Below are 21,831 nucleotides of genomic sequence, written 5' to 3' on the forward strand. Positions count from 1 at the left end.
CGCCCGAACGTCGCGGGGGAGGGACGCCCGACACCAGACCACCGGAATAAGTAGTTATTAACCGATTGCTACGACGGATTACCGAAGCGGGACGCGGGGTAACGAGTCGTTTCGCCGGTCGACGACGCCGTGCCGTCAACGGAATCCGCGACGGTGGCGGCCCGGAACGACAGCGCGACGAGACGGCCCCTCCGGCCGGCGGAGAGAGCGGACACGGACGCGGGAACAATCCCTCATGTTCGCGATCATATCGGCCAATACATTAGACGGGTGTCGCCGTAGAAAGTGATATGTTACCAACAGACACAGACGGGACTCGCGAGAACGCTGCGAGACCTCCCCGTCGCGCCGACGGCGGAGAGAGCGGTACCGACGGTCCCGATACCGACGACGGTACGACGTGGGAACCGTTCGGCTCGACGGAGTCGGAGCGGATCGTCAGTCAGGCGGAGTTACTCGAGATACTCGGAAACCGCCGGCGGCGGCTCCTGTGGGCGCTGCTCCACCGCCGAGACGACCGCGTCGACCTGGCCGACGCGTCCCGCCGAGTCGCGGCCCGGGAACGCGGTATCGACCCCGGGGCCGTCGCGAGCGAGGAGCGCAAAAGCGTGTACGCGTCGCTGTACCAACACCACTGTCCGGTGATGGCCGAGGCGGGCGTGATCGAGTTCGACCGGGAAGCGTCGACCGTCGCGGCGGTCGAGGCCGCCGAGCGACAGCGGTTCCTCGACCTCGAAGTCGATTCGAGACCGGTCGCGCGGGCGATCGCGGGTTCGCTCGCGGCCGCGGCGGGCGCCGTCGGCGTCGGGTGGGCGCTCGACGCGCCACTGCTCGCGTCGCTCTCCGCCGCCGAGTTCGGCGTGTCTGTCGCCGTGAGCGCCGCCGTCTCGGTCGCGGTGTACGCGGCGGTGGTCTCGCGCCGCTACCCGGTCCGCCTCGCCGACCTCCTGCGCGCCGCAGATGGACCGGATCGGTGAGCAGACGGAGCCGGGAGGGCCGATGAGTCGGACGGAGCCAGCCGGGTCGATGACTCAGACGGAGACGCGTTCGAGGTCGCTCTCGAGTTCGTCGACGAACTCGTTGTACGCCTCGACGAACCCGCGGAACCGGTCCGCGTACTCCCGGACGTCGGCCGCGGAGGGAGCCTCGTACTGCGAGAGGAGGTAGAGTCCGCCGGAGCCGCCAACCCGGAGGTACGAGACCGCCCCTTCGTCGTACTTCAGCTCCCAGCGGTCGCCCTCGACGCGAGCCGTGAACGTCCCGTAGTCGTCGCTCTCGTACCGGTGGACCTCCCCCGCGATGACCGCGCAGGTGTCGCGGATCCGATCGAGGACGCGGTCGCGCTCGGCCACGACGCCGTCGGTGGTCGCCGGGTCGGGAAACTCGGCGCTCACGTCGTCGAGGACGCCCGACAGCGATTCGACGCGGTCGTTCCACGCCGCCACGAACGCCGCGTAGTCGGCGAGGGCGGTCGCCAACGCCGCCGGCTCCGGCGGCTGCTTCGTCGAGATCACGTACGTGTCCGAGCCGGAGTTCGGCGAGAACAACAGGAACTCCAGCTCGCCCGCCTCGTACTTCACCGTCCACTCGCCGCCGGGGGTAGAGAGGGTCTCGCGGCCGTAGTCGCCTCCCTGTAACTTGGCGAGCTGGTAGGCGATCCGTCCCGCGTGGTCGCGCACGGCGGCGACGAGCTCGTCGCGGCGCTCCGCCACCGCCGCGGCGTCGCGGACGTCGACGTCGATCCCGAGGTCTGCCTGCGTCGTCACGGTCTCAGTGGGCGCGCCACGCGGTTAATCGGTTCGGGTCCGCGCCGCCGACCGCGCCGAGCGCCGCCGCCGTCCGTTCGAGCGCGGTCACGCGATCGTCTCGCGGAGCTCGCGGACCCGCTCCGGCTCGTCCATACCCGACCGGATCACGACCGCGGAGACGGCGCCGCCGTCGGGAACGGGTGCGTCACCGCTCAGAATGGCGTCGGAGCCGGTCTCCTCGGCGAGCCAGCGCCGCCCGTCGGCGATCGCTTCGCGGTTGAGCCACGCGGGCGGCCCGCCGACCACGAGCAGGGTCCGGTCGGCTCTCCCCTCGGGGACCTCGATCGTGTTCTTCCCGCGGGTCGCCTTCCGGATGACCGTCTCGATGGCCGACACCGCGGCGCTCGCGTCGACCTCGGCCGGCTCCGAGGAGCCGAACAGCCCGAGACCGAACCGCGACCCCTCGTCGGGCGACTCCACCTGCTGTGTCGCGTGGCCGATCGCCGCGATCTCCCCGTCGCTTCCCACCGCCCGGGCGACGTCGCTCGCGTCGAGCACCTGCTGGGGCGTCGCCGTGCCGTCGGGGGTCTCGCCGGCGCCGAACAGCGCCGCGATCCGTTCGGCGGCGACCCCGTTGAGCCGGTCGCGGGCCCCGCCGATCGTCTCGCCGGGGCGGAGCCACGCCGCGTTGTCGAACGGGAAGACTGCCGCGCAGCGGTCCGAGAGCGCGTCGAGGGTCCGCGCGGCGTTCCGCTCGGCCAGCGGGCGGTGTGGAGTCGGCGGCGCCGGCTGGTTCCCGGATGGGGTCGCGGCGCCGGACGGTCCGGCCGACGCGCTTCCCGGACCGTCGCCGTCGTCGGGTTCCTCGGTCTCGCTCGGGGTCGGCAGGAACCCGAACGCGTAGACGGGGGCGTCGTAGAGCCGCGACAGCTCCTCGGCGAGCGCGGGCGCCGCCCCCGCCCCGGCCGCGCCGCCGAGACCAACGACGATCAGGAACGCCTCCGCGCGCGACGGCCGCTGGTCGTCCATCGCCCTGCCCAGCTCGCTCGCGTGCGCGTCGCCGAGGCGGCGCCCCGCGTGGAGGTCGCCGCCGAGTCCGTCCCCGCCCGCGGCGTCGCCGAACCGGTACCGGCGCTCCTCGCCGAGCGCGTCCAGCGTCCCGAGCGCGTCCATGTCGGTGTCGAACGCGTTGACGCCCGCGAGGAACGGGTCGGGGTCGTGCTCGGCGGCGAGCCGGTCGGCGATTCGCCCCCCGGCCCCCCCGAGACCGATGACGTGTACTCGCATACGTGCCCCGGTCGTCGAGCGGGGATATATGACTTCGGCTCGCCGCGAACTGCGGCCGGACCGCCGAGCGCCCGCGCGGGCTCAGAACTCGTCGATCCGGCGCTGGCTCTCGGCGACTTCGGGTCCCGGATCCGGATCCGCGCCGAGCAGGCGCAACAGCGCGGTGTCCGCGAACGTTAGCGCCAGCACGAGGATGATCGGCGCGAGGAACAGCCCGTGGAAGCCGAACACGACCGGGCCGAAGATGTACGCGAGCATGAGCAGGCCGACGTGGGTCGTCTCGCCGCTGAAGTACGGTCGGAGGACGATGTCGGGGATGGTGTCGACGACCACGACCGCGACGGCGAGGAACCCGGCGACGTACGCGAGCAGCGAGATCTCGCCGTCGAGCGCGATCGGTATCGACATCGCCGCCGCGATCGGGATGTAGACGATCTTCATCCCGATCACGGGGATCAGGCTGGCGACGCCGGTGAGCGCGCCCGCGAGGGTCGGGTACGGGATCTCGACCGCTGCGGGGGCGACCGCGTTGTACCCGAGGTAGGTGACGACGGCGATGATCGAGATGGCGATGACGTTGAGCAGGTTCCCGTACAACACTGCCTCCAGCTCCGCGTCCGCGGTTTCGAGGTACTCGCGGACGATCGCGTCGTCGTCGAACCTGAGCAGCCAGTCGTGGAACCGGGAGCCGTCGATGAGCAGGTAGTACGTGACGATGACGGTGATGATCAGGTTCAAGGCGAGCCCGGAGAGCGTGCTCGCCAGCAGCGACGCCTGCTCGGAGACGAGGTCGATGAGGGGGTCGAACTGCCCGGAGCGGTACGCCGCGAGCAGCTCGTCCATCGTCGGGTTCGACAGCTCCGCGAGGTCGGCGATCACCGAGTTCTCCGCGCCGATGGTGTCGGCCACGGGGTACTCCTCGATGAACCGCCGCGCCTCTAAGATCAGCAACACCAGCGTGTAGCTCACCAGTCCGATGAGCGGCACGCCGATGACCGACAGCGACACCACCGCGCGGACCCGGGCCGGCAGCCGGAAGCGTTCGAGCCGGTGGTAGAAGCGCCGCGTCGAGTAGTAGAGGAAGACGGCGACGGTGAGCGGGGCGACGAACCGATAGGCCACGTAGCCGGAGACGATCGCGACCGCGAGACCGAAGAGGGCGACGACGAACCGCTTTTCGTCCATGGGACACGGTCGCCAGCGCTCGACATAAACCATGGTGGTCACTGCGGGGGCAACGAGACCGAGAACGCGGTCGCGTCGATCCCAAAGCCCCTAACGGCGGGGAGTGAAGGGGGACCTATGAGCGATATTCACCCGGACCAGCGCGTCGCGGTTCTGGCGGACTCGCAGAACTTGTATCACTCCGCACAGAGCGTCTACTCGCGGAACATCGACTACGCCGGCCTGCTCGAAGCGGCCGTCGCGGACCGGTCGCTCGTCCGGGCCATCGCGTACGTGATCCGCGCCGACTCGCCCGAGGAGGAGAGCTTCTTCGAGGCGCTGCGCGACATCGGCTTCGAGACGAAGATCAAGGAGATCAAGACGTTCGCGGACGGCTCGAAGAAGGCCGACTGGGACCTCGGGATGAGCCTCGACGCCGTCTCGCTCGCGAGCCACGTCGACACCGTCGTCCTCTGTACCGGCGACGGCGACTTCGCGCGACTCTGTTCGCACCTCCGCCACGAGGGGGTCCGCGTCGAGGCGATGGGGTTCGGCAACTCCGCCGCAGACGAGCTGATCGAGGCCGCCGACGACTTCATCGACCTCGCGGACGACGAGGAGCAGTTCCTGCTGTAGTCGGCCGCGCTCGGCGTTTCCTACTCCTCACCGAGCAGCGCCGCGACCGCGCGCTCGACCGTCTTCGCGGCCGCCTCGACCTCGCTGACTCGGACGTACTCCCGCTCGGCGTGCGCGACCGCGCCCGCCTCGTCCGCGAGGTCGCCGGGGCCGAACACGACCGTCGGCGCCGGCGCGAAGTACGACGCCTCCGTCGCCGCGCCGAACGGCCGAACGTCGCCGCCGCGCTCGCTCGAGAGGCCGACCGCGTCGCCCGCCTCGCGCGCCGCGCCCGCGACCGCTCGGACGAGTTCGTGGTCAGGGTCCGTCGCGAACGCCTCCAAGAAGGGCGACTCGCGGTCGGTGAGCGCGACCGCGACGTCGACGCCGTCGCGGTCGCCGGCGGCGGCCGCAAGCGACTCCCGAACCGCGTCCGCGAGCGACGACCGGAACTCCTCGGCCGTTTCGGGCGGGACGCTCCGCCGGTCGACCGTGATACCGCAGTCCGCGGGCACCTGGTTCGTCGCCGCGCCGCCCTCGACGACCGTGGGGGTGAGCTTCGGCGGGCCGAGCTGCGGATGGACGTCGGCGCCCACGTCGAACGTCCGGATCGCGGCGAGCGCGTCCTCCGCGGCCGAGACCGCGTTCGCACCGGCGAACTCCGCGGCGTGCGCGGCGGTCCCCGACAGCTCGACGGTCGCCTGGAACCGGCCCTTCGCGGCGGTGCACGCGTCGAGTCCGGTCGGCTCGCCGACCAGGTACAGGTCGCCGTCGAGCCGGTCGTCGGTCCCCGGGAGCCGCCCCGTCAGCGCCGCCGCGCCGAGCGATAGCGCCTCCTCGTCGGGCGTAAGCGCGAGCGTGACCCGCCCGCGGTCCGGGTCGGCGGCGAGGAATCCCGACAAGAGCGCCGCGAGCGGTCCCTTCGCGTCGCAGGCGCCGCGCCCGCGGATCACTTCTTCGGGGTCCCCTTCACCCGGCGTGGAACCGCCGCGTTCGTCCTCACGCGCTTCCCCCGCTCGAACGGAACGTGCGGCGTCACCGTGTCGAGGTGGGTGTTCAACACGAGGTGCGGTCCCGCCTCGGGCGCCGGAGAGCGCTTCTCCGCGAGGACGCAGCCGCCCGCGACGACCGCGGGGTCGGCGCCCCGCCGGTCGAGGAGGTCGACGACGAACTCGCGCACCTCGTCGACCGACTCGTGGGAGGGGATCTGAACCGCGTCTTCGAGGAACGAGACCGGATCGAAGCCGGAGACGGCGTCTGAGCCGGAATCGGTGTTGGTCCCGCCGCTCATCGCGGATCGGCGGGAAGCGTCCCAGAGAACTCGTGGGCGACCGGCCCGGTCAGCGTCGCGTGGCCTGCGTCTGGAACGGTGATCTCCAGCTCGCCGCCCGGCGGGCGGCTCACCGCCGAGTCGCCGTCGATCAGTCCCAGCCGGCGGGCGACCGCGACGACCGCGACCGCGCCGGTGCCGCAGGAGCGCGTCTCGCCCTCGACGCCGCGCTCGAAGGTGCGCTGGTCGAGGACCGCCGGCCCGTCGCTGGAGCCGTCGTCGACGACCGCCGCGAGGTTCACGTTCGCGCCCTCGGGGAAGACGTCGGCGTGGCGGACCGGCGGCGCGACAGATTCAAGATCGACCGCGTCGATGCCGTCGGGGGCGTCGCGGCCGCCGTCGACGAACGCGACCGCGTGGGGGACGCCGGTGTTGACGGCGGTGACGGTCAGTCCCTCGACCGACTCGTCGACCAGCGGCCCGTCGGCGAGCGCGCGCTCGCGGGCGACCGGGACGCGGCGGGGGTCGAACGTCGGCACGCCCATCTCGATGGTGGCCGCGCTCGCGTCCGCGGTCACCGTCGCGCGCCGGGTGCCGGCCTGCGTGTCGATCATGAACTCGCGGTCGCCGGTCCGGTCGTGCGCCCACCGGGCGACGACGCGGGCGCCGTTGCCGCACATCGTCGCGGTCGAGCCGTCCGGCTGGACGAGCGTCATCACGACACGCGTCGGGTCGAACCGCTCCGCGAGGCTGAGGAAGAGGACGCCGTCCGCGCCGCGCCGACCCGTTCCCCCGTCGACGCCGGTCTCGCGGTCGCAGTGCGCGCGGGCGAACGCCGCGCGGTCGCCGACGTCCTCGGCGGCCGCGTCGACGACGAGGAAGTCGTTGCCCGTGCCGTGATACTTCTCGACCGGGACGGCGTGGACGCTCATCGGTCCGCCCCCGTTCGGTCGTCGCCGCGAGTCGCCTCCGACCGGTCGCCGCCGGAGGTCGCCTCCCGTTCGACCGCCGTCAGGTCGCCGAGCGTCTCTCGGCGTCGGGCGACAGTCGCGGTTCCGTCGTCGAGCGCGACCTCCGCCGGCCGCGGTCGTGAGTTGTATTGGCTCGCCATCTCGTATCCGTACGCGCCCGCGACGCCGACCGCGAGGCAGTCCCCGCGTGCCGGGTCGGCGAGCGCTCGGTCTCTACAGAGGGTATCGCCGGTCTCACAGATAGGTCCGGCGACCGTGACAGGGGTTGCCTCCCGCTCGTCGACGGGGAGAGCGTCGCTCCACTCGCGCGCTCGGCCTCCCCCCAGGTTTCGGATCGGGTGGTACGCGTCGTACATCGCCGGCCGCAGGAGGTCCGTCATCCCCGCGTCGACGCCGACGACCGTCTCGTCCGGCGTCGGCTTCACGGAGTTCACCCGGGTCAGGAGGACGCCGGCGTCGGCGACGACGTAGCGGCCGGGCTCGATCGCGAGGTCGGTTCCCTCCGGGAGCGGCGCGACCGCCTCCCGGGTCGCCTCCGCGACGGCCGGCAGGTCGAGTACCGGGGCGTCCTCCTCGTAGGGGACCCCGAACCCGCCGCCGACGTCGACGTACTCGAGGTCGACGGGGTCGGCGCCGCCGGAGGGACCGGCGCCCGCGTCGCTCGGGTCCGCCAGCTCTCGCGCCAGCTCTCCCATCCGCGCGACCAGTTCGCGGTGGCTGTCCAGCTGGTCCGGGTCGATGCCGGAGCCTGCGTGGGCGTGGATCCCGACCGCGTCGAACCGCTCGGCCGCCGCTCGGGTCGCTTCCGCGGCGCGGTCGTACGGGATTCCGAACTTCGCGGCGCCGCCGGTCGTGACCTTCTCGTGGTGGCCCGCGCCGACGCCGGGGTTCACGCGGACGCAGACTCTGCCGTCGTAGCCGCGCTCCGCGAGGCGGTCGAGGGTGTCGACCGCGCCGACGGTGACGGTTAGCTCCGGCTCCGCCTCGGCGACGTCGACGACGTAGTCGAGGTCTCGGGCGGGGGGGTTGACCGCGGTGTAGTGGAGCCGCGGGCCGTCGAAGCCGGCGGCGAGCGCGCGGTCGACCTCGCCCGCCGAGGCGCACTCGGCGTCGAGTCCGGCGTCGCGGACCGCCGCCAGGACGGCGCGGCCGGTGTGCGCCTTGACGGCGTACCGCACGTCCGCGTCGGGGAACGCGGCGAGCAGGCGCTCGCAGTTCTCGCGGACGCGGTCGAGGTCCTGGACGTACAGGGGCGTGTCGTGCTCGGCGGCGAGCGCGCGGAGGCGCTCGGCGTCCCAGTCGCTCACGCGGCGGACCGGCGGGTTGTCGGCGGCGGGTTCGCCCGTCGCTTCCGCGCCCGCGTCGCCCGTGTCACCCACGTCGCCCGTGCCACCCGCGTCGCCAGTGCCACCCGCGTCGCGGTCACTCATTCGCGGAGCGCGTCCTCCCGCCGCGTCGCTTCGAGGGTGTCCTCCTCGACGTGCGTTGCCACGACCGCGGGCTTGTACGCGCCGCCCTCGAAGAGGTCGTGGTCGCCGACGGACGACTCAACCATCCGGGTGAACGCGCGGCGCTCGGCCGGGAGGTGGCCGTAGATCACGTCCTCCTCGACGAGGTCGTAGACGGGAATTCGGGGGGTCAGCAGCGTGTTCTCGCCGACGATGCTGTTCTCGCCGACGCGGAAGCCGGAGGTGACCCGGCAGCCCGCGCCCAGCGAGACGCCGTCCTCGACGATCACCGGCGCGTCCTCGACCGGTTCGAGGACGCCGCCGATCAGCGTGTTGGCGCCGAGCTTGACGTTCGCGCCCAGCTGCGCGCAGGAGCCGACCGTGTCACAGGAGTCGACGAGGGTGCCATCGCCGACGTACGCGCCCATGTTGACGAACGAGGGGCTCATCATGATCGGAGTCGCTGCCGAGGTACGCGCCGCGGCGGATCGCGGTCCCGTCCGGCGTGTTCCGGGTGCCGCGCTCGCCGAGGTCGTCGGTGTCGCGCAGCGGGAGCACGTCGTGGTAGGTGACGCCGCCGTACTCGCGCGGCTCCGTCTCGCGCAGGCCGAAGTTGAGCAGGATCCCCCGCTTGACCCACTCGTTGGCCTCCCACGAGGTCACGTCGTCGCCGGTCTTCTCGGCGGCGCGGACCTCGCCGGCCTCCAGCGCGGCGAGGAACTCGTCGATCACGGCCGCGTCCGCGTCGGTCGCGTCGGCGGCGGTCAGCCCGTCCTGATAGCGGTTCCAAAGGTTGGCGACATCGGCTTCGAGGCTCATTGGATGGTGTATGGATGAGTGTCGGTATTTACTCGTCGATGTTCGTATGTACGAGAGTTATTCATCGGCGCCCCCGACGTCGCCTCCCTCCCCGCCGTCCAACACGTCGCCGAACCCGTACCAGCCAGGGTCGCGTTCGGCGAGCCACGCGGCGGCGTCGAGCGCGCCCTCGGCGAACACCCCGCGATCGCCGGCGCGGTGCGTGAGTTCGAGCGTCTCGCGGTTCCCCGCCAAGAGGACCTCGTGTTCGCCGGTCACGTCGCCCGCGCGACGGGCGTGGACGCCGATTTCGCCCGGACTCCGGGGGGCGTCGCCCTCGCGGCCGTGGACGCGCTCGTCGAGGTCGGAGCGCACGCCCTCGACGTCGTCGAGGATCGACTTCGCGGTGCCCGAGGGGGCGTCGCGCTTCGCGTTGTGGTGCGTCTCCGTCAGCTCCACGTCGTAGCCTGGCAGCGCGGCGGCGGCCTCGCGGACCGCCCGGCGGAGCGCGGCCACGCCGCGCGCGAAGTTCGACGCCTTGAGGACGGGAACCGTCTCGCTCGCGGCCCGGAGGCTGTCGATCTGTGCGTCCGCGAAGCCGGTCGTCCCGGTCACGAGCGGGACGCCGGCGTCGGCGCAGGTCTCGGCGTACGCGACCGCCGAGGTCGGCCCGGTGAAGTCGACGAGGGCGTCCGGCTCCTCGTCCGCGAGCAGTTCGGCGAGGTCGTCGGCGTCCTCGACCGCGACGCCCGCGACGGGGTCGGTCGGTGTGCGGTTGACCGCGACCGCGACGGCGACGCCCTCGCGGCCGGCGGCCGCCTCGATCACTTCCCGGCCCATGCGGCCGCCCGCGCCGGTGACGGCGATCGACAGGTCTGCTCCGCTCATTCCGCGCCCCCCGTCGCCGACGGGTCGACGGCCGTCGGGTCGATCGTCCCCGGCGCGCGCTCGTCGTACGCGGCCAGCAGGTCGCGGAGCGACTCGCGGCGGTCCTCGGAGAGCCGCGAGAGCGGCGAACGAACGTGCGGACCGCCGCGCCCGCGGACGTCCGATCGCCTCCTTCACCGGGATCGGGTTCGTCTCCGCGAACAGCTCGCGGACGAGCGGCGACAGCTCGTGGTGGAGCGTCCGCGCCCGGTCGTAGTCGCCCGAGAGCGCGGCGCCGACCATCGCGCAGGCCCGCTCCGGCTCAACGTTGGCGACGACGCTGATCGTCCCCGTGCCGCCGATAGAGAGCACGGGGAGCGTGAGTCCGTCGTCGCCCGACAGCACCGCGAACGCCTCGTCGCGGGTGCGCTCTATCACCTCGCTGATCAGGTTCAGGTCGCCGGAGGCCGCCTTGTACCCCCGAATGTTCGGGTGTTCCGCGAGTTCGGCGGTGACGTCGACCGGGATCGACTGGCCCGTGCGACTCGGCACGTTGTAGACGATCTGCGGGAGGTCGACCGCGTCGGCGATGGTCTGATAGTGGTCGAGGAACCCCTGCGGCTCGGGCTTGTTGTAGTACGGCGAGATGAGCAGCAGGCCGTCGGCGCCCGCGTCGGCCGCGCGCCGCGACAGCGAGAGCGCCTCAGCGGTGTTGTTCGAGCCGGTGCCCGCGATCACGGGGATGTCGTCGAGCGCGTCGCGAACCGTCTCGATCACCGCGACGTGTTCGTCGTGGCTCATCGTCGCCGACTCGCCGGTCGAGCCGACGGGAACGACGCCGTCGACGCCGGCGCGCTCCAAGTGTCGGGCGTTCGCGGCGAGCTGGTCGTGGTCGACCGCGTCGTCGTCGGTGAACGGGGTCGTCATCGCCGGGTAAACGCCCTCGAAGGGCGCGTCAGTCGCTTCTCTGTCCGTCTCCTCGTGCGTCGCGTAGGGTGTCGTGGTGGTCGTGTCTGTCATGGGTACTGCGGTGAGTCCGGGTCGGTGAGCGGACCGGTGCGCGCGGGCCGGGGGTCGTCCGGGACGGGGTCGCCACTCCCGCCGGCGGACGGTTCACGCGCGTTTTTTCGAGAAGAGCCGCGCCGCTGGCGTCGACGGCTGACCGCGTGCGGACGCGGGTCGGGTCACACCGGCATATGGATCTCTCTCGCGCTTATAGATTGTGCCTCGGGTCGAAACTGCCGCGGCGGTCGCTGAGGGACCCGCTTCCCGGGATACCGATCCGGGACCGGTCAGGCCCCGAGCAGGTCCGCGAGCTCGTGGAGCGTCTCGACGGTGACATCCGGATCGCCGCCGAACGGCTCCCACGGCGTCCCCTTCCGGTCGACCCACGCGGCCTGCATCCCGGCGTGGCGCGCGCCCAACACGTCGAACCAGCCGGCGGTCGCGCTGGACCACCTCGTCGATCGGCGTCCCGGTCCGGGCCGCGCCGTGGCGGTAGATCTCGGCGTCGGGCTTGAACGTCCGCACCTCGTCGGCGCTGATCGCGTCCGCGACGAGGTCGGCGATGTCGGCGTGGTCGACGAGCGACGCGAGCATCTCTGGGTCGCCGTTCGAGAGGACGTAGCAGTCGTAGCCGGCGTCGCGGAGGCGTCGGATCGCGTCGCGCACGTCGTCGAACACCTCAAGCTCGTGGTACACCGCGAGGATCTCGTCGCGCTCGGCGTCGGAGAGGTCGACGCCGTGCGCCGCGAGCGCGTACGTCAGCGCGTCGCGGTTCATCTCGTAGAACGGCTGGTAGGCGTCGACCGCGTTCGCGACGAACGTGTACGCCAGCGACCGCGACCGCCACAGCCGCGACACCGGCTCGGGGTCGGGGACGCGGTCCGCGAGCGCCGCCTCGGCGGCCTCCACGTCCACGAGCGTGCTGTACGAGTCGAACGTCACCGTCGAGACGCGGTCGGGGTCGAAGGTCATGTCCCGATCCACAGTTGGCGGCGGAATAAGCGCCGGGGGCGCCGACAGGCCCCGTCGCGGTCCGACCGGCGAACTCGCGGCGACCCGGTCGCCCCGGCCCCGCGGCTCGCACATTTATCCCGGGCGGGCGACTCTTGGTGACGCATGAGCGACCCTGCCGATGACGCCCCCGAGCCGACCGACGACGCTCCAGATCCGACCGACGACGACACTCCCGACCCGACCGACGATAACTCGCCGGCCGCGCGCGACGAGGTCGACGCCGACACCGACGCCGGCCGCCACGAGTACGACCCGGACGCCAACCACGCGTTCCCCGACGACCGGCTCAACGAGGTCATGTCGCGGCTCACGTCGGACGAGGAGATCCTCACCTACCTGGAGGCGCAGAACGTCAACCCGGTCGCGCGGAAGGGGTACAACGACCACGGTTCCAAGCACGTCGAGATCGTCCGCGACCGCGCGCTCCGGCTGTACGACCTGCTCAAGTCCGGCGGCGTCGAGTTCAACGGCGCCCGACAGCAGGGGCTGGACGAGGCGGACGAACCGGTGGTCATCGCGCTGGCGGCGACGCTCCACGACATCGGCCACGTCGTCCACCGCCACGACCACCCGTACTACTCGATCCCGCTCGCGGCCGACCTGCTCGACGACCTCCTTCCCGCCTTCTACGACGTGGCCGAGCAGGTCCGCGTGAAGGCGGAGGTGCTCCACGCGATCTTATGTCACCACACCGAGGAACAGCCGCTCACGCTGGAGGCCGGCGTCGTCCGGATCGCCGACGGGCTGGACATGGAGCGCGGCCGCTCGCGGGTCCCCTACGAGGAGGGCGGCCGCGGGATAAACACCGTCTCCTCGCAGGCGATCGAGCGCGTCTCGCTCCGCGAGGGCGACGAGACCCCCGTTCAGGTCGTGATCCGGATGAACAACGCCGCCGGCGTCTATCAGGTCGACTCGCTGCTGAAGGCAAAGATCGAGGGGTCGCTGCTCGAAGAGAAGATCCGGACGGTCGCGATCAACACCCACAGCGACGGCGTCGACGGCAACGAGGCGATCGTCGACCGGATCGAGCTCTGACGGCTCGGTTCGCGCCGGACCCCCTCCGACCCGCTCGACTCAGGGCCCGCGAAGCGTGTCGCCCGCGCCGTTCCGGTGCGACGCCTCGTCGACGACGCTCGTCGCGGCGACGGTCGTCGTCCGCGCGAGGCGCTCTGGGGTGAGTCCGCCGCACAGCTGGCTCCCCTCGGCGGTCCCGCCGCCGAGAAGCGGCGCCGCCTCGAACCCGTTCGAGCGCGCGCCCGTCGCCGCGATCCCTGGCTGATTGACGACGAGACGGCCGGGGGAGAGCCGCTCCGCGACCCGGCGAGCGCGGCGCTGTTGGGTCGTGTGGACCGCCGCGGCGTGGGGGGCGCCGACCTCGGCGGCGAGCGCGGTCGCGGCGTCGAACCCGTCGCGGCCGTGGACCGCGACCGCGGGGATCCCCGGTAGCGTCGCGAGCGGGTCGTCGACACCGTCGGGTTCGGCGACGAGGAAGGCCGCCTCGCGGGCCGCGCCCGGGAGGTCGAGCGCGGCCGCCAGCCACCGCGGCGAGTTCCCGCGGGGGTCCGCCTCAGCGGTTTCGTCCGTTTCGCCCCCGTCGAGGAGCGCCCGGAGGCGGTCGCGCTCGGCGGCGTCGAGGACGTATCCGCCCTCCTCTTCCAGCGCGGAGCACAGCGGGCCGACCGCCGGCGACACCGTGACGACCGCGGCGTCGCCCGCGGGGTGAGCGCCGAAGTCGTAGGTCGCGCCGACCGCCACTCGCGTCGCCACGGCCTCGGCCGGGACCGACCCGTCGGCGACGGCGACGACCCCCTCCGCGCCGGCGGCGACGTTCGGCGTGCCGCAGCGCTGCCCGGCGGCGACCGTCGCCTCGGAGCCGGCCGCGATGGCGAAGTCGGCCCGCTCGAACAGGGCGTCCGTCCCCGGCTTGGAGGCGGGCGCGGGCAGCATCGAGACCGCGCCAGTCGGCGCTCCGGCCTCGGCGAGCGCCCGGCGGACGGTCTCGACGACGACGTCGCAGGTCTCGACGGTCGACGGCGAGGGCGCGAAGACGACCGCGTTCCGGGCTGCGAGCCCGTACAGCGAGAGGACCGCGGGGACCACGACCGGATGCGTCGCGGGGACCGCCGCGCCGACAACGCCGATCGGTCCGGCGACGGTCACCGTGCCCGCCGCGCTGTCGCGGTCGACCACGCCCGCGGTCGGCGCGTCCCGGAGCGTCCGCCGGGCGGCGTCGAGCGCGGTCGCGACCTTTTCGGCTTTCGTCCCCGGATGCCCCCGCCCCGTCTCGTTGGCCGCCGACCGCGCGAGCCGGCTGACGGTTTCCCTGTCCGCCAGACGCTCGCCGACCGATCGCACGAGCGCGTCGACGTCGTCGGGGTCCCAGGTCGCGAGCTCGTCGGCCGCCGTCCGCGCCGAATCGACCGTCCGCGACGCGCGGCCAGACAGGTTCGGGGTGCTCGCTCCGGGCCGGCCGTCCCTCGGAGTCGCTTCGTCAGAGTCGGTCCCCTCCAGCTCGCCGAGATCGTCCGCGTCGTCGAGTTCGTCCCTCGCCGTGGAACCGTCCGATTCCGGTTCGTCGAGGTCGTCCGTCGCTCCCGTCTCGTTGCTCTCTGTCGTTCGGTCCCCAACCATAGACCCGACTGCGGCCTGATCCGGCTTATTCTCACCCCGTGAAACACTGTGTCACCGCGCGGGTCGAGTCGTCACCGAGGAAACAGTTATATCGGTGGGGGCGGTGCGGAGGGACGTATGACGGAGCCGTCGGACCTCGTGGGCGTCGTCGAGCGGCGCCTCGACTTCCTCGAACGGCTCGCCGCGGGACCGCTGCGAAAACACGAGCTCGTCGACGCGCTCGGCCACTCCAGGTCGACGGTGAACCGCGCGATAGACGAGCTGGAGGCGGCCGGACTCGTCGCGGGCGAGACGGACGGCTACCGGACGACGCTCTCGGGGCGGCTGCTCGCGAGCGAGTACCGCGAGTTCCTGACGGTCGCCGACGACCTCGCGGCCGCGGGCGACGTGCTCGACCCGCTCGGCGCGGACGCCGACGTCTCCCCCGCGGTCCTCCGCGAGGCGGAGACGTACCGGGCCGCGGCCCCGGACCCGTACCGACCGCTCGAGGTCCTCGACGGCGCGCTCGCCGACGCGGACGCGGTCGCCGCCGCGCTGCCGGCGTTCCCCTACCCCCGAGTCGCGGAGCGGCTCCGACGCACGGGGGTCGGCGGCGGGACCGTCGACCTCGCGCTGGCGGAGCGGGCGTACCGGCACGCAGCCGATCGGTTTGCGGACGACCTCGGAGCCGTCGCGCGCCGTGACGGGTGTCGGATCGCGGCGGTCGACACCGTCGACGTGGGGGTGGTTGCGGCCGACGGGACCGCGCTCCTCCTCACCTTCGACGACGACGGCACGCTCCACGGCGCGGCCGCGTCGACCGATCCCGAGGCGGTCGCGTGGGCGGAGGCGAGGGTGCGCGACCTGATCGACCGGGGCCGCGACGGCGGCGAGGCGCTCGCGGCGATGGGCGACACTGAGACGCAGGCGGAGGGCGATCGGTCCGAGGGAGACGGCTCGGGCGACTCGACCCGCGACGAAGCCGCGGACCCGGGCGACCGGAAAAGCGACGGCGGGGTGGGTGTGAGGAGAGAGCGCGGCGAGACGGGCGCGAGGGGAGAGCGCGGCGCGGGCGGGCTGTTCGGGCGGAGCGGCACCGGCGACGGACGCGACGCGCTCTCTGCGCAGGGGTTCCACGCGGTCGACGAGGACCGGCTCGCCGGGGACCCGGACCCGTACGGACCGCTCCGCGCCACGGCGTCGTTCCCGGAGGTCGACGCGGGGTACGTCCTCGACAGGACCGCGGTGCGCGACGACGACCGGCGTTCGATCGCCGGGCTGCTCGCCGACGGTCTCGCCGAGGGGACCGACCACGCGCTGGTCGCCCCGCCAGGAAGCGGGAAAAGCACCGTCTGCCGGCGCGTCGCTGTCGAGTGGTACCGCTCCGGTCGCGGTCCGGTGACGTACCGATCGAGCGACGGCGGCGAGGCGTTCACCGCGACCGAGCAACTGCGCGAGCGGGTCACCGGAGGCGAGGGGCACCACCTCGTCGTCGTCGAGGACGCCGTCGATCCGGGGGCCGCGGAGGCAGTCGGCGTCGCCCACGAGCTGGCCGACCGCGACGACGTCTCGTTCCTGTTCGACGCCCGCGAGGAGTCGTACGACGACCCCGACGGACTCCCGTTCTCGCCCGCGGACCTCCGCTACCGGCGGGCGATCGAGACCGTCCGGATGCCGCGGCTCGACGAGCGCGAGGTCGAGCGGTTCGTCCGTCACGTCGCCGACCGCACCGGATCCGCCCCGGCGGCCGAGCCGGGGGCGCTGCTCGCCGACGTGCGGCGCGCCGACGACGAGCGCGTCGGCGAACTGCTCGCGCTCGTCCACCGGCTCGTCCGCGCGACCGGCGACGGAGTCGGCGGAGCGGTCGAAGATATCGGCGGCGACGGAGCAAGGGCAGAGAGAAGCGGCGGCGACGGAGCGAGGGAGGAGAGAAGCGGCGGCGACGGAGCGGCGGTAGGCGACGACGGCGACGGGGGACCGGCGTCGGGGCTGGAGGCGGCGGTCGCGGAGGCGGTCCGGGAAGTCCGGAACCGGCCGCCGCCGACCGCGGACGTCGCGGTGTTGGCGAACCTCCTCAACGTCGCCGGCGTGAACGGCGTTCGGACCCTGGCGTACGCGCTCGTTGACGGCCCGGATCGGGGCGGGACGAACGGGACCGACGGCGACCCCTCGCCGACGGTCGAGGAGGTTCGGCGGGCGCTCGACCGGCTCACTGGGACCGTCCTCGTCGAGTCGGGAGACGGGGAGTATCGCACCGTTCACGACGAGTGGTCGGTGCTGTTCTTGGATCGGCTCTTGGACCGGGAGCCGGAGCCGGTGGTCGCCAGACGCGTCGGGCGAGCCGTCTCGCGGGTGCTCGCGCTCGCGGACGACCCCGCGCGTCGCTCTCGGATCCGGCGCGCCGTCGGCGGGGACGCCCCGACGGTGGACCGGATCGAGCGCGACCCGAGCGCGTGGGCGGCCGAGACGGTTCGGGCGGTGTACGGCGTCGGACGGCGCTACCCACGGCTCGCGCCCCTGTACGGCCGTGTCCGCTACGCGTGGATCGACCTCCCGGACGCGTGCCCGGACGACCTACGCGACCGGCTGCCGGAGTGGGTGGCGCGGATGTACGTCGACGCCGGCGACCTCGACGGCGCGACGGACGCGCTGGACGCGTGGCGACCGGCCGACGAGGCCGGGGCGGCCGAGCGCCAGCGCGGGTACGGCGACGTGGCGCGGCGACGCGGCGAGTACGACGCGGCGCGAGAACGGTTCGAGCGGGCCGAGGAGCTGTTCGCGGCCGCGGGCGACCGCGGCGGACTCGCGGCGGCGGTCAGGGGGCGATCGCAGGCGGCGCACTTCGACGGCGACTACGAGGGGGCCTACGAGGCGGCGTCTCGGGCGTACGCCATCGCGGTCGAGGTCGGCGACCCCATCGCGAGGGCGAAGGCGCTGATGGACGTTGGCAACGCGCTCGACTCCCTCGACGGGACCGACGCGGTCCTCGACCACTACCGCGTCGCCGGCGACCTGTTCCGCGCGCACGACGACACCCACGGCGAGGCGAACGTCCGGACGAACCTCGCGGTCGCGCTGCGGCGACGGGGGGACCTCGACGCCGCGAAACGGACCGCGAGCCGCGCGCTCGACGGCTACCGGACGGTTGGCGACGAACACCGCGAGGCCATCTCCCTTTTGAACCTCGCGGCGGTCGCCGAGCAGCGCGGCGCGGTCGGGGAGGCGGTCGACCGCGCGTCCGCGGCGCGCGCCATCGCCGAGCGGATCGGCTCGGACATGTACGAGGCGTTCGCGCTGAGCCACCTGGGCAGCGCGGCGCACCTCGCCGGCGATCTCGACCGGGCGGAGCGGTTCCTGACGGGCGCGCTCGACCGCCTCGACGCGCTCGACGCCGACACGCGGTGCGCGATGGTGACCGCGATCCTGGCGGAGGTGGCGGTCGACCGCGGCGACCTGTCCGCGGCCGAGCGGCGGGTGGAGCGGACCGCGGCGCTGCTCGACGACCACGCCGGCCACAAGCGACTGGCCGAGCTGAACCGCGTCGAGGGACGGCTCGCGCTCGCACGGGGCGACCACGACGCGGCGGCGACGGCGCTGCGGTCCGCGATCGACGCCGCGAGGGAGGGCGGGTTCACGCAGGCCGAGGCGGAGGCGCTCTCGACGCTCGGCGCCGTCGAGGCCGAGCGCGGCGACGCCGTCGCGGCCGCCGACCGACTCACCGCGGCGCTCGATCTCGGCCGCCGGATCGAGGGTGCCGGCGCGATGGTCGACGCGGCCGACCGGATCGCGGACCTGCTCGCTCAGGAGTCCGACGGGGAGAGCGGGACCGACGGAATCGATCCCGAGACGCTGGCCGAGGCGCTACGGGAGTCGCCGCCGGACGCGATTCCGGCGGACGCGGCCGCAGACCCGGCCGCGTACCGGGAGATCGCCGACCGCTGGCGCGTCGACGGCGACGGGGTCGCCGCGACGTACCCCGCGCTCGGTTGAGGAGTCGGGTTGCGAGCGGCGGCGGACGGCCGCGCCGCCGTCGTCAGTATCGCGACCGAACGGTTCGCAACCGCTTTCAGCGCGCGGTCGGTATCGCGGCCATGACCGACGCCGACACGCTCGCGGACCTGCGGACCGCCGCCGACTACCAGTTCGGGAGCGGCGCGGGCGAGGCCCTGTTCCCGCCGGACGACCCCCTCACCGTGCGCCGGTCGAGCGGCGGCCGCCCGCGGCAGGTGATCGACGGCGACGTCGACGACACCCCCGGGAGCAGCGAGGGCGACCGGCTCGTCTCGTACGGCACCGACGGCCGGTTCACGCTGGGTCTCGCGGGCGGGAAGCGGATCGCCGACGCGTTCGCCGCCCCCCGACACCGGATGGTCGTCGGCGAGGAAAGCGAGCCGTTCGTGCGCGAGGGGCGCAACGCGTTCGCGAAGTTCGTCACCGCCGCGGACGACGGGATCCGTCCCGGCGACGAAGTCCTTGTCGTCGACGAGAGCGGCGCCATCTTCGGCGTCGGCCGCGCCGAGCTCTCGGGCGCGGAGGCCGAACAGCTCGGGTCCGGCGTCGCAGTGAAGACGCGCGACGGGAACCCCGCTGACGACGACTAACGAATTTCTCTGCGGTGATCTCTCTGCGGTGGCGCGTGCCGATGAGCGCCCGAAGGGCGCGAATCGCACGCGCGAGGGAGTCGCGGCCGCTTTTAAGCGGCCGCGACGAGGCTGGGGAGGTATGAGGTGCCGTGCGGTTGCGGTCGGGCGGGACTCGAAGGGGCAGCCGCGAGACGGGCGCAGGCGACGCAAGCACTGGAGGGAGCGAGCAACGCGAGCGACCGAAGCGCGCAGCGAGCGTGCGCCCGTCTCGCGGCTGGGGCTTCGGTGGTGGTCATGTCGATCAGCTATTTAAAAGCAGAAACGTAGAGCCGAGCGACTGGGGCTTCGGTGGTGGTCGTGTCGATCAGCTATTTAAAAGCAGAAACGTAGAGCCGAGCGACCGGGACTTCGGTGGTGGTCATGTCGATCAGCTATTTAAAAGCAGAAACGTAGAGCCGAGCGACTGGGGCTTCGGTGGTGGTCGTGTCGATCAGCTATTTAAAAGCAGAAACGTAGAGCCGAGCGACCGGGACTTCGGTGGTGGTCATGTCGATCAGCTATTTAAAAGCAGAAACGTAGAGCCGAGCGACCGGGACTTCGGTGGTGGTCATGTCGATCAGCTATTTATAAAGAAGATCGTCGTACGGCCGAGCGACCGGGGCTTCGGTGGTGGTCATGACGATCAGCTATTTATAAAGAAGATCGTCGTACGGCCGAGCGGCCGGGGATTCGGTGGTGGTCGTGACCGAGCAAGACGGTCCGTCTGAATCGGTTTAGAAGAACCCCGCGAGTCCCAGCGCCTCGATAAGCGGGACGCCGGCCACGAGCGATCCGATCAGGTACCCACCGATGGCGCCACCGTTCAACAGCGGAAGCCCCGCGTGCGGTCGCCCCTGTATCACCCACCGCATGAGCACGAGCAGGCCCGCGAGGGTCCCGACCATCGCGAGCAGCGCGGGGAGGTTGACGCCGAGGAGGGGGACCGCGAGGTCCGCCGCCGGCGAGAACGTCGCCGCGCTCGCGATCAGCACCGTCGGGATGACGGCGTCGCCGAGACCGATGAAGAAGGCGTCGCGGTCACCGGGTTCGCCGTCCTCACCGGGGTCGCCGTCCTCACCGGGGTCGCCGTCTTCACCTCCCTCGCCGGCGGAAGCGCTCTGGGAGTCGGCCTCCGCGTCAGCGTCGGTCTCCGCGTCCGACTCCGGCTCCTCGCCGACGCCCGCCGCCTCCTCGCTGGCGGCCCCCGCGTCCAGCAGCGAGTACGACAGCGACAGCGGGATCACAAGCACCACCGGGATGTTGAGGTCCATAATTCCCTCCGCGAGCGACAGCATGTGCTCGGTGCCGTACACCGAGATCGCGTCGTAAACGGCGAGGACGGCGAGCAGGACGAGCGCCGGCAGCAGGCCGAAGGAGATGCCGAACAGCCCCGCCGCGCCAGCGCCCATCAACACCCCGGCGGTGTCGATCACGTACCACTCGGGGTAGAGGAGCAGGCCGACCGCGACCGCGACCGCGGGGACGGCGGCCGCGAGCGGCGAGACGAGCGCGGAGAAGACGTACCACGAGAGCCACGCCGAGACGCCGACGATGAGGAGTCGGATCGCCCCGTCGAGGTCGTATCGGAACGCCGCCAGCATCAGCCCGGTCATCGCGACGATGGCGACGACGTACAGCACGCTGTTGGCGGGGTTATCGGGATTCTCGACCGCCTGATAGTCGCTCGCGACGAACTCCGGGACCAACGCCAGCGCGCCCACTTGGACGACTAAGAACAGCCCGACGACGAAGGCGACGCCGCGGTACTCGCGGGGGAACATTCGACCGTCGGTTCGTCGGCCGAGGCTTTCGGCCTTGCGCTTCGGCCTCGCCACTCACTGAGGCCGCCGCTGTTCGGTGAGGCGAAGGGGTACCGAAAGGGGTTCGGGCTCGGTGTGGGAGCGGGTGGACCCGAACCCAAGCCGACGGACGACGGACGGTGGAAGCGAGTGGCCGACCGACCCGTCCGAAACGGGATGGGGCCGGTCGGATTCGTCCGCGGCGTTTACTCCCTCCGTCGACCGACGTAAGAACTTACCGACCGAGTTATCAGTACGGATACTCCCGGCGCGGCGAGGGAGGTTCCGCCGTGTCGTCACCGAATCGAACTCGATCCGACGAGAGAACGCAGAGCGATAGCGGCCGAGAAGGGTGGAAGCGGAAAGGGGTGAAAGCGGAAAGGGGTGGAAGCGGAAAGGGGTGAAAGCGGAAAGGGGTGGAAGCGGAAAGGGGTGGAAGCGGAAAGGGGTGGAAGCGGAAAGGGGTGGAAGCGGAAAGGGGTGGAAGCGGAAAGGGGTGGAAGCGGAAAGGGGTGGGCGAAAGGCGAGTGGGGAGGCGGACGAACGGGCGGCGGCCGGACAGCGGACCCCCAGGCTGTCGGCGGCGATGCCGCCCGAGTGGTCGGGACGGGCG

General features: G+C 72.4%; 14 protein-coding genes and 4 pseudogenes. 6 read left to right on the forward strand and 12 right to left on the reverse strand.

The window, feature by feature from the left end; translation table 11 throughout:
• Positions 1-290 precede the first annotated feature (290 nt).
• Positions 291-977: a DUF7344 domain-containing protein gene (locus ACODNG_RS04310; protein WP_434522566.1), complete on the forward strand. Its 687-nt coding sequence runs from the start codon at positions 291-293 to the stop codon at positions 975-977.
• A gap of 54 nt (positions 978-1,031) precedes the next feature.
• Here the strand turns inward: ACODNG_RS04310 and ACODNG_RS04315 are convergent, their stop codons facing one another.
• From ACODNG_RS04315 to ACODNG_RS04325, 3 genes are all read right to left on the reverse strand, one after another.
• Entirely contained in the window at positions 1,032-1,766 is a 735-nt protein-coding gene (locus tag ACODNG_RS04315; protein WP_434522567.1) for a hypothetical protein, read from the reverse strand.
• Positions 1,767-1,853: 87 nt separating this feature from the next.
• A complete protein-coding gene (locus ACODNG_RS04320) occupies positions 1,854-3,035 on the reverse strand; it encodes a cell division protein FtsZ (protein ID WP_434522568.1) in 1,182 nt (393 codons plus the stop codon).
• Positions 3,036-3,116: 81 nt separating this feature from the next.
• Positions 3,117-4,220, reverse strand: coding sequence for an AI-2E family transporter (locus ACODNG_RS04325; protein WP_434522569.1), 1,104 nt, complete (start codon positions 4,218-4,220; stop codon positions 3,117-3,119).
• A gap of 117 nt (positions 4,221-4,337) precedes the next feature.
• On the opposite strand from ACODNG_RS04325, the gene ACODNG_RS04330 reads away from it, so the two are divergent.
• Positions 4,338-4,835, forward strand: a complete 498-nt coding sequence (locus ACODNG_RS04330) for an NYN domain-containing protein (RefSeq protein WP_434522570.1) — start codon at positions 4,338-4,340, stop codon at positions 4,833-4,835.
• 20 nt (positions 4,836-4,855) lie between these two features.
• Here ACODNG_RS04330 and ACODNG_RS04335 read toward each other — a convergent pair.
• The 7 genes and pseudogenes from ACODNG_RS04335 to ACODNG_RS04365 form a co-directional block, all read right to left on the reverse strand.
• Positions 4,856-6,105, reverse strand: a pseudogene (locus tag ACODNG_RS04335) (M20 family metallopeptidase).
• Positions 6,102-7,016: a diaminopimelate epimerase gene (gene dapF, locus ACODNG_RS04340; RefSeq protein WP_434522571.1), complete on the reverse strand. Its 915-nt coding sequence runs from the start codon at positions 7,014-7,016 to the stop codon at positions 6,102-6,104. The pseudogene ACODNG_RS04335 and the gene dapF overlap by 4 nt, the downstream one beginning before the upstream one ends.
• On the reverse strand, positions 7,013-8,485 hold the full coding sequence (gene lysA / locus ACODNG_RS04345; RefSeq protein WP_434522572.1) for a diaminopimelate decarboxylase: 1,473 nt from the start codon (positions 8,483-8,485) through the stop codon (positions 7,013-7,015). The genes dapF and lysA overlap by 4 nt, the downstream gene beginning before the upstream one ends.
• A pseudogene (locus tag ACODNG_RS04350) lies at positions 8,482-9,322 on the reverse strand (2,3,4,5-tetrahydropyridine-2,6-dicarboxylate N-succinyltransferase). Before ACODNG_RS04350 ends, lysA begins: the two are co-directional and overlap by 4 nt.
• A 57-nt stretch (positions 9,323-9,379) precedes the next feature.
• Positions 9,380-10,189 carry a 4-hydroxy-tetrahydrodipicolinate reductase gene (dapB, locus tag ACODNG_RS04355; RefSeq protein WP_434522573.1) on the reverse strand — a complete coding sequence of 270 codons (810 nt, stop codon included), beginning with the start codon at positions 10,187-10,189 and terminating at the stop codon, positions 9,380-9,382.
• Positions 10,186-11,188 (reverse strand): annotated as a pseudogene (gene dapA, locus ACODNG_RS04360) (4-hydroxy-tetrahydrodipicolinate synthase). The gene dapB and the pseudogene dapA overlap by 4 nt, the downstream one beginning before the upstream one ends.
• A 272-nt stretch (positions 11,189-11,460) precedes the next feature.
• A pseudogene (locus ACODNG_RS04365) lies at positions 11,461-12,145 on the reverse strand (haloacid dehalogenase type II).
• Positions 12,146-12,289: 144 nt separating this feature from the next.
• Here ACODNG_RS04365 and ACODNG_RS04370 point away from each other — a divergent pair.
• On the forward strand, positions 12,290-13,222 hold the full coding sequence (locus ACODNG_RS04370) for an HD domain-containing protein (protein ID WP_434522574.1): 933 nt from the start codon (positions 12,290-12,292) through the stop codon (positions 13,220-13,222).
• Between the two features lie 39 nt (positions 13,223-13,261).
• Here ACODNG_RS04370 and ACODNG_RS04375 read toward each other — a convergent pair whose 3' ends face one another.
• Entirely contained in the window at positions 13,262-14,818 is a 1,557-nt protein-coding gene (locus tag ACODNG_RS04375) for an aldehyde dehydrogenase family protein (RefSeq protein WP_434522575.1), read from the reverse strand.
• Between the two features lie 117 nt (positions 14,819-14,935).
• On the opposite strand from ACODNG_RS04375, the gene ACODNG_RS04380 reads away from it, so the two are divergent.
• From ACODNG_RS04380 to ACODNG_RS04390, 3 genes are all read left to right on the forward strand, one after another.
• Complete coding sequence (locus ACODNG_RS04380) at positions 14,936-18,787, forward strand: tetratricopeptide repeat protein (protein ID WP_434522576.1); 3,852 nt, start codon at positions 14,936-14,938, stop codon at positions 18,785-18,787.
• A 101-nt stretch (positions 18,788-18,888) separates the two neighbouring features.
• On the forward strand, positions 18,889-19,398 hold the full coding sequence (locus ACODNG_RS04385) for a PUA domain-containing protein (RefSeq protein ID WP_434522577.1): 510 nt from the start codon (positions 18,889-18,891) through the stop codon (positions 19,396-19,398).
• Positions 19,399-19,529: 131 nt separating this feature from the next.
• Entirely contained in the window at positions 19,530-20,147 is a 618-nt protein-coding gene (locus ACODNG_RS04390; protein WP_434522578.1) for a hypothetical protein, read from the forward strand.
• A gap of 6 nt (positions 20,148-20,153) precedes the next feature.
• Here the strand turns inward: ACODNG_RS04390 and ACODNG_RS04395 are convergent, their stop codons facing one another.
• A complete protein-coding gene (locus ACODNG_RS04395) occupies positions 20,154-21,200 on the reverse strand; it encodes a presenilin family intramembrane aspartyl protease PSH (protein ID WP_434522579.1) in 1,047 nt (348 codons plus the stop codon).
• Positions 21,201-21,831 lie beyond the last annotated feature (631 nt).

This window comes from Halorubrum sp. AS12 (genome assembly GCF_051122765.1).
Taxonomy (GTDB): Archaea; Halobacteriota; Halobacteria; order Halobacteriales; family Haloferacaceae; genus Halorubrum; species Halorubrum trapanicum.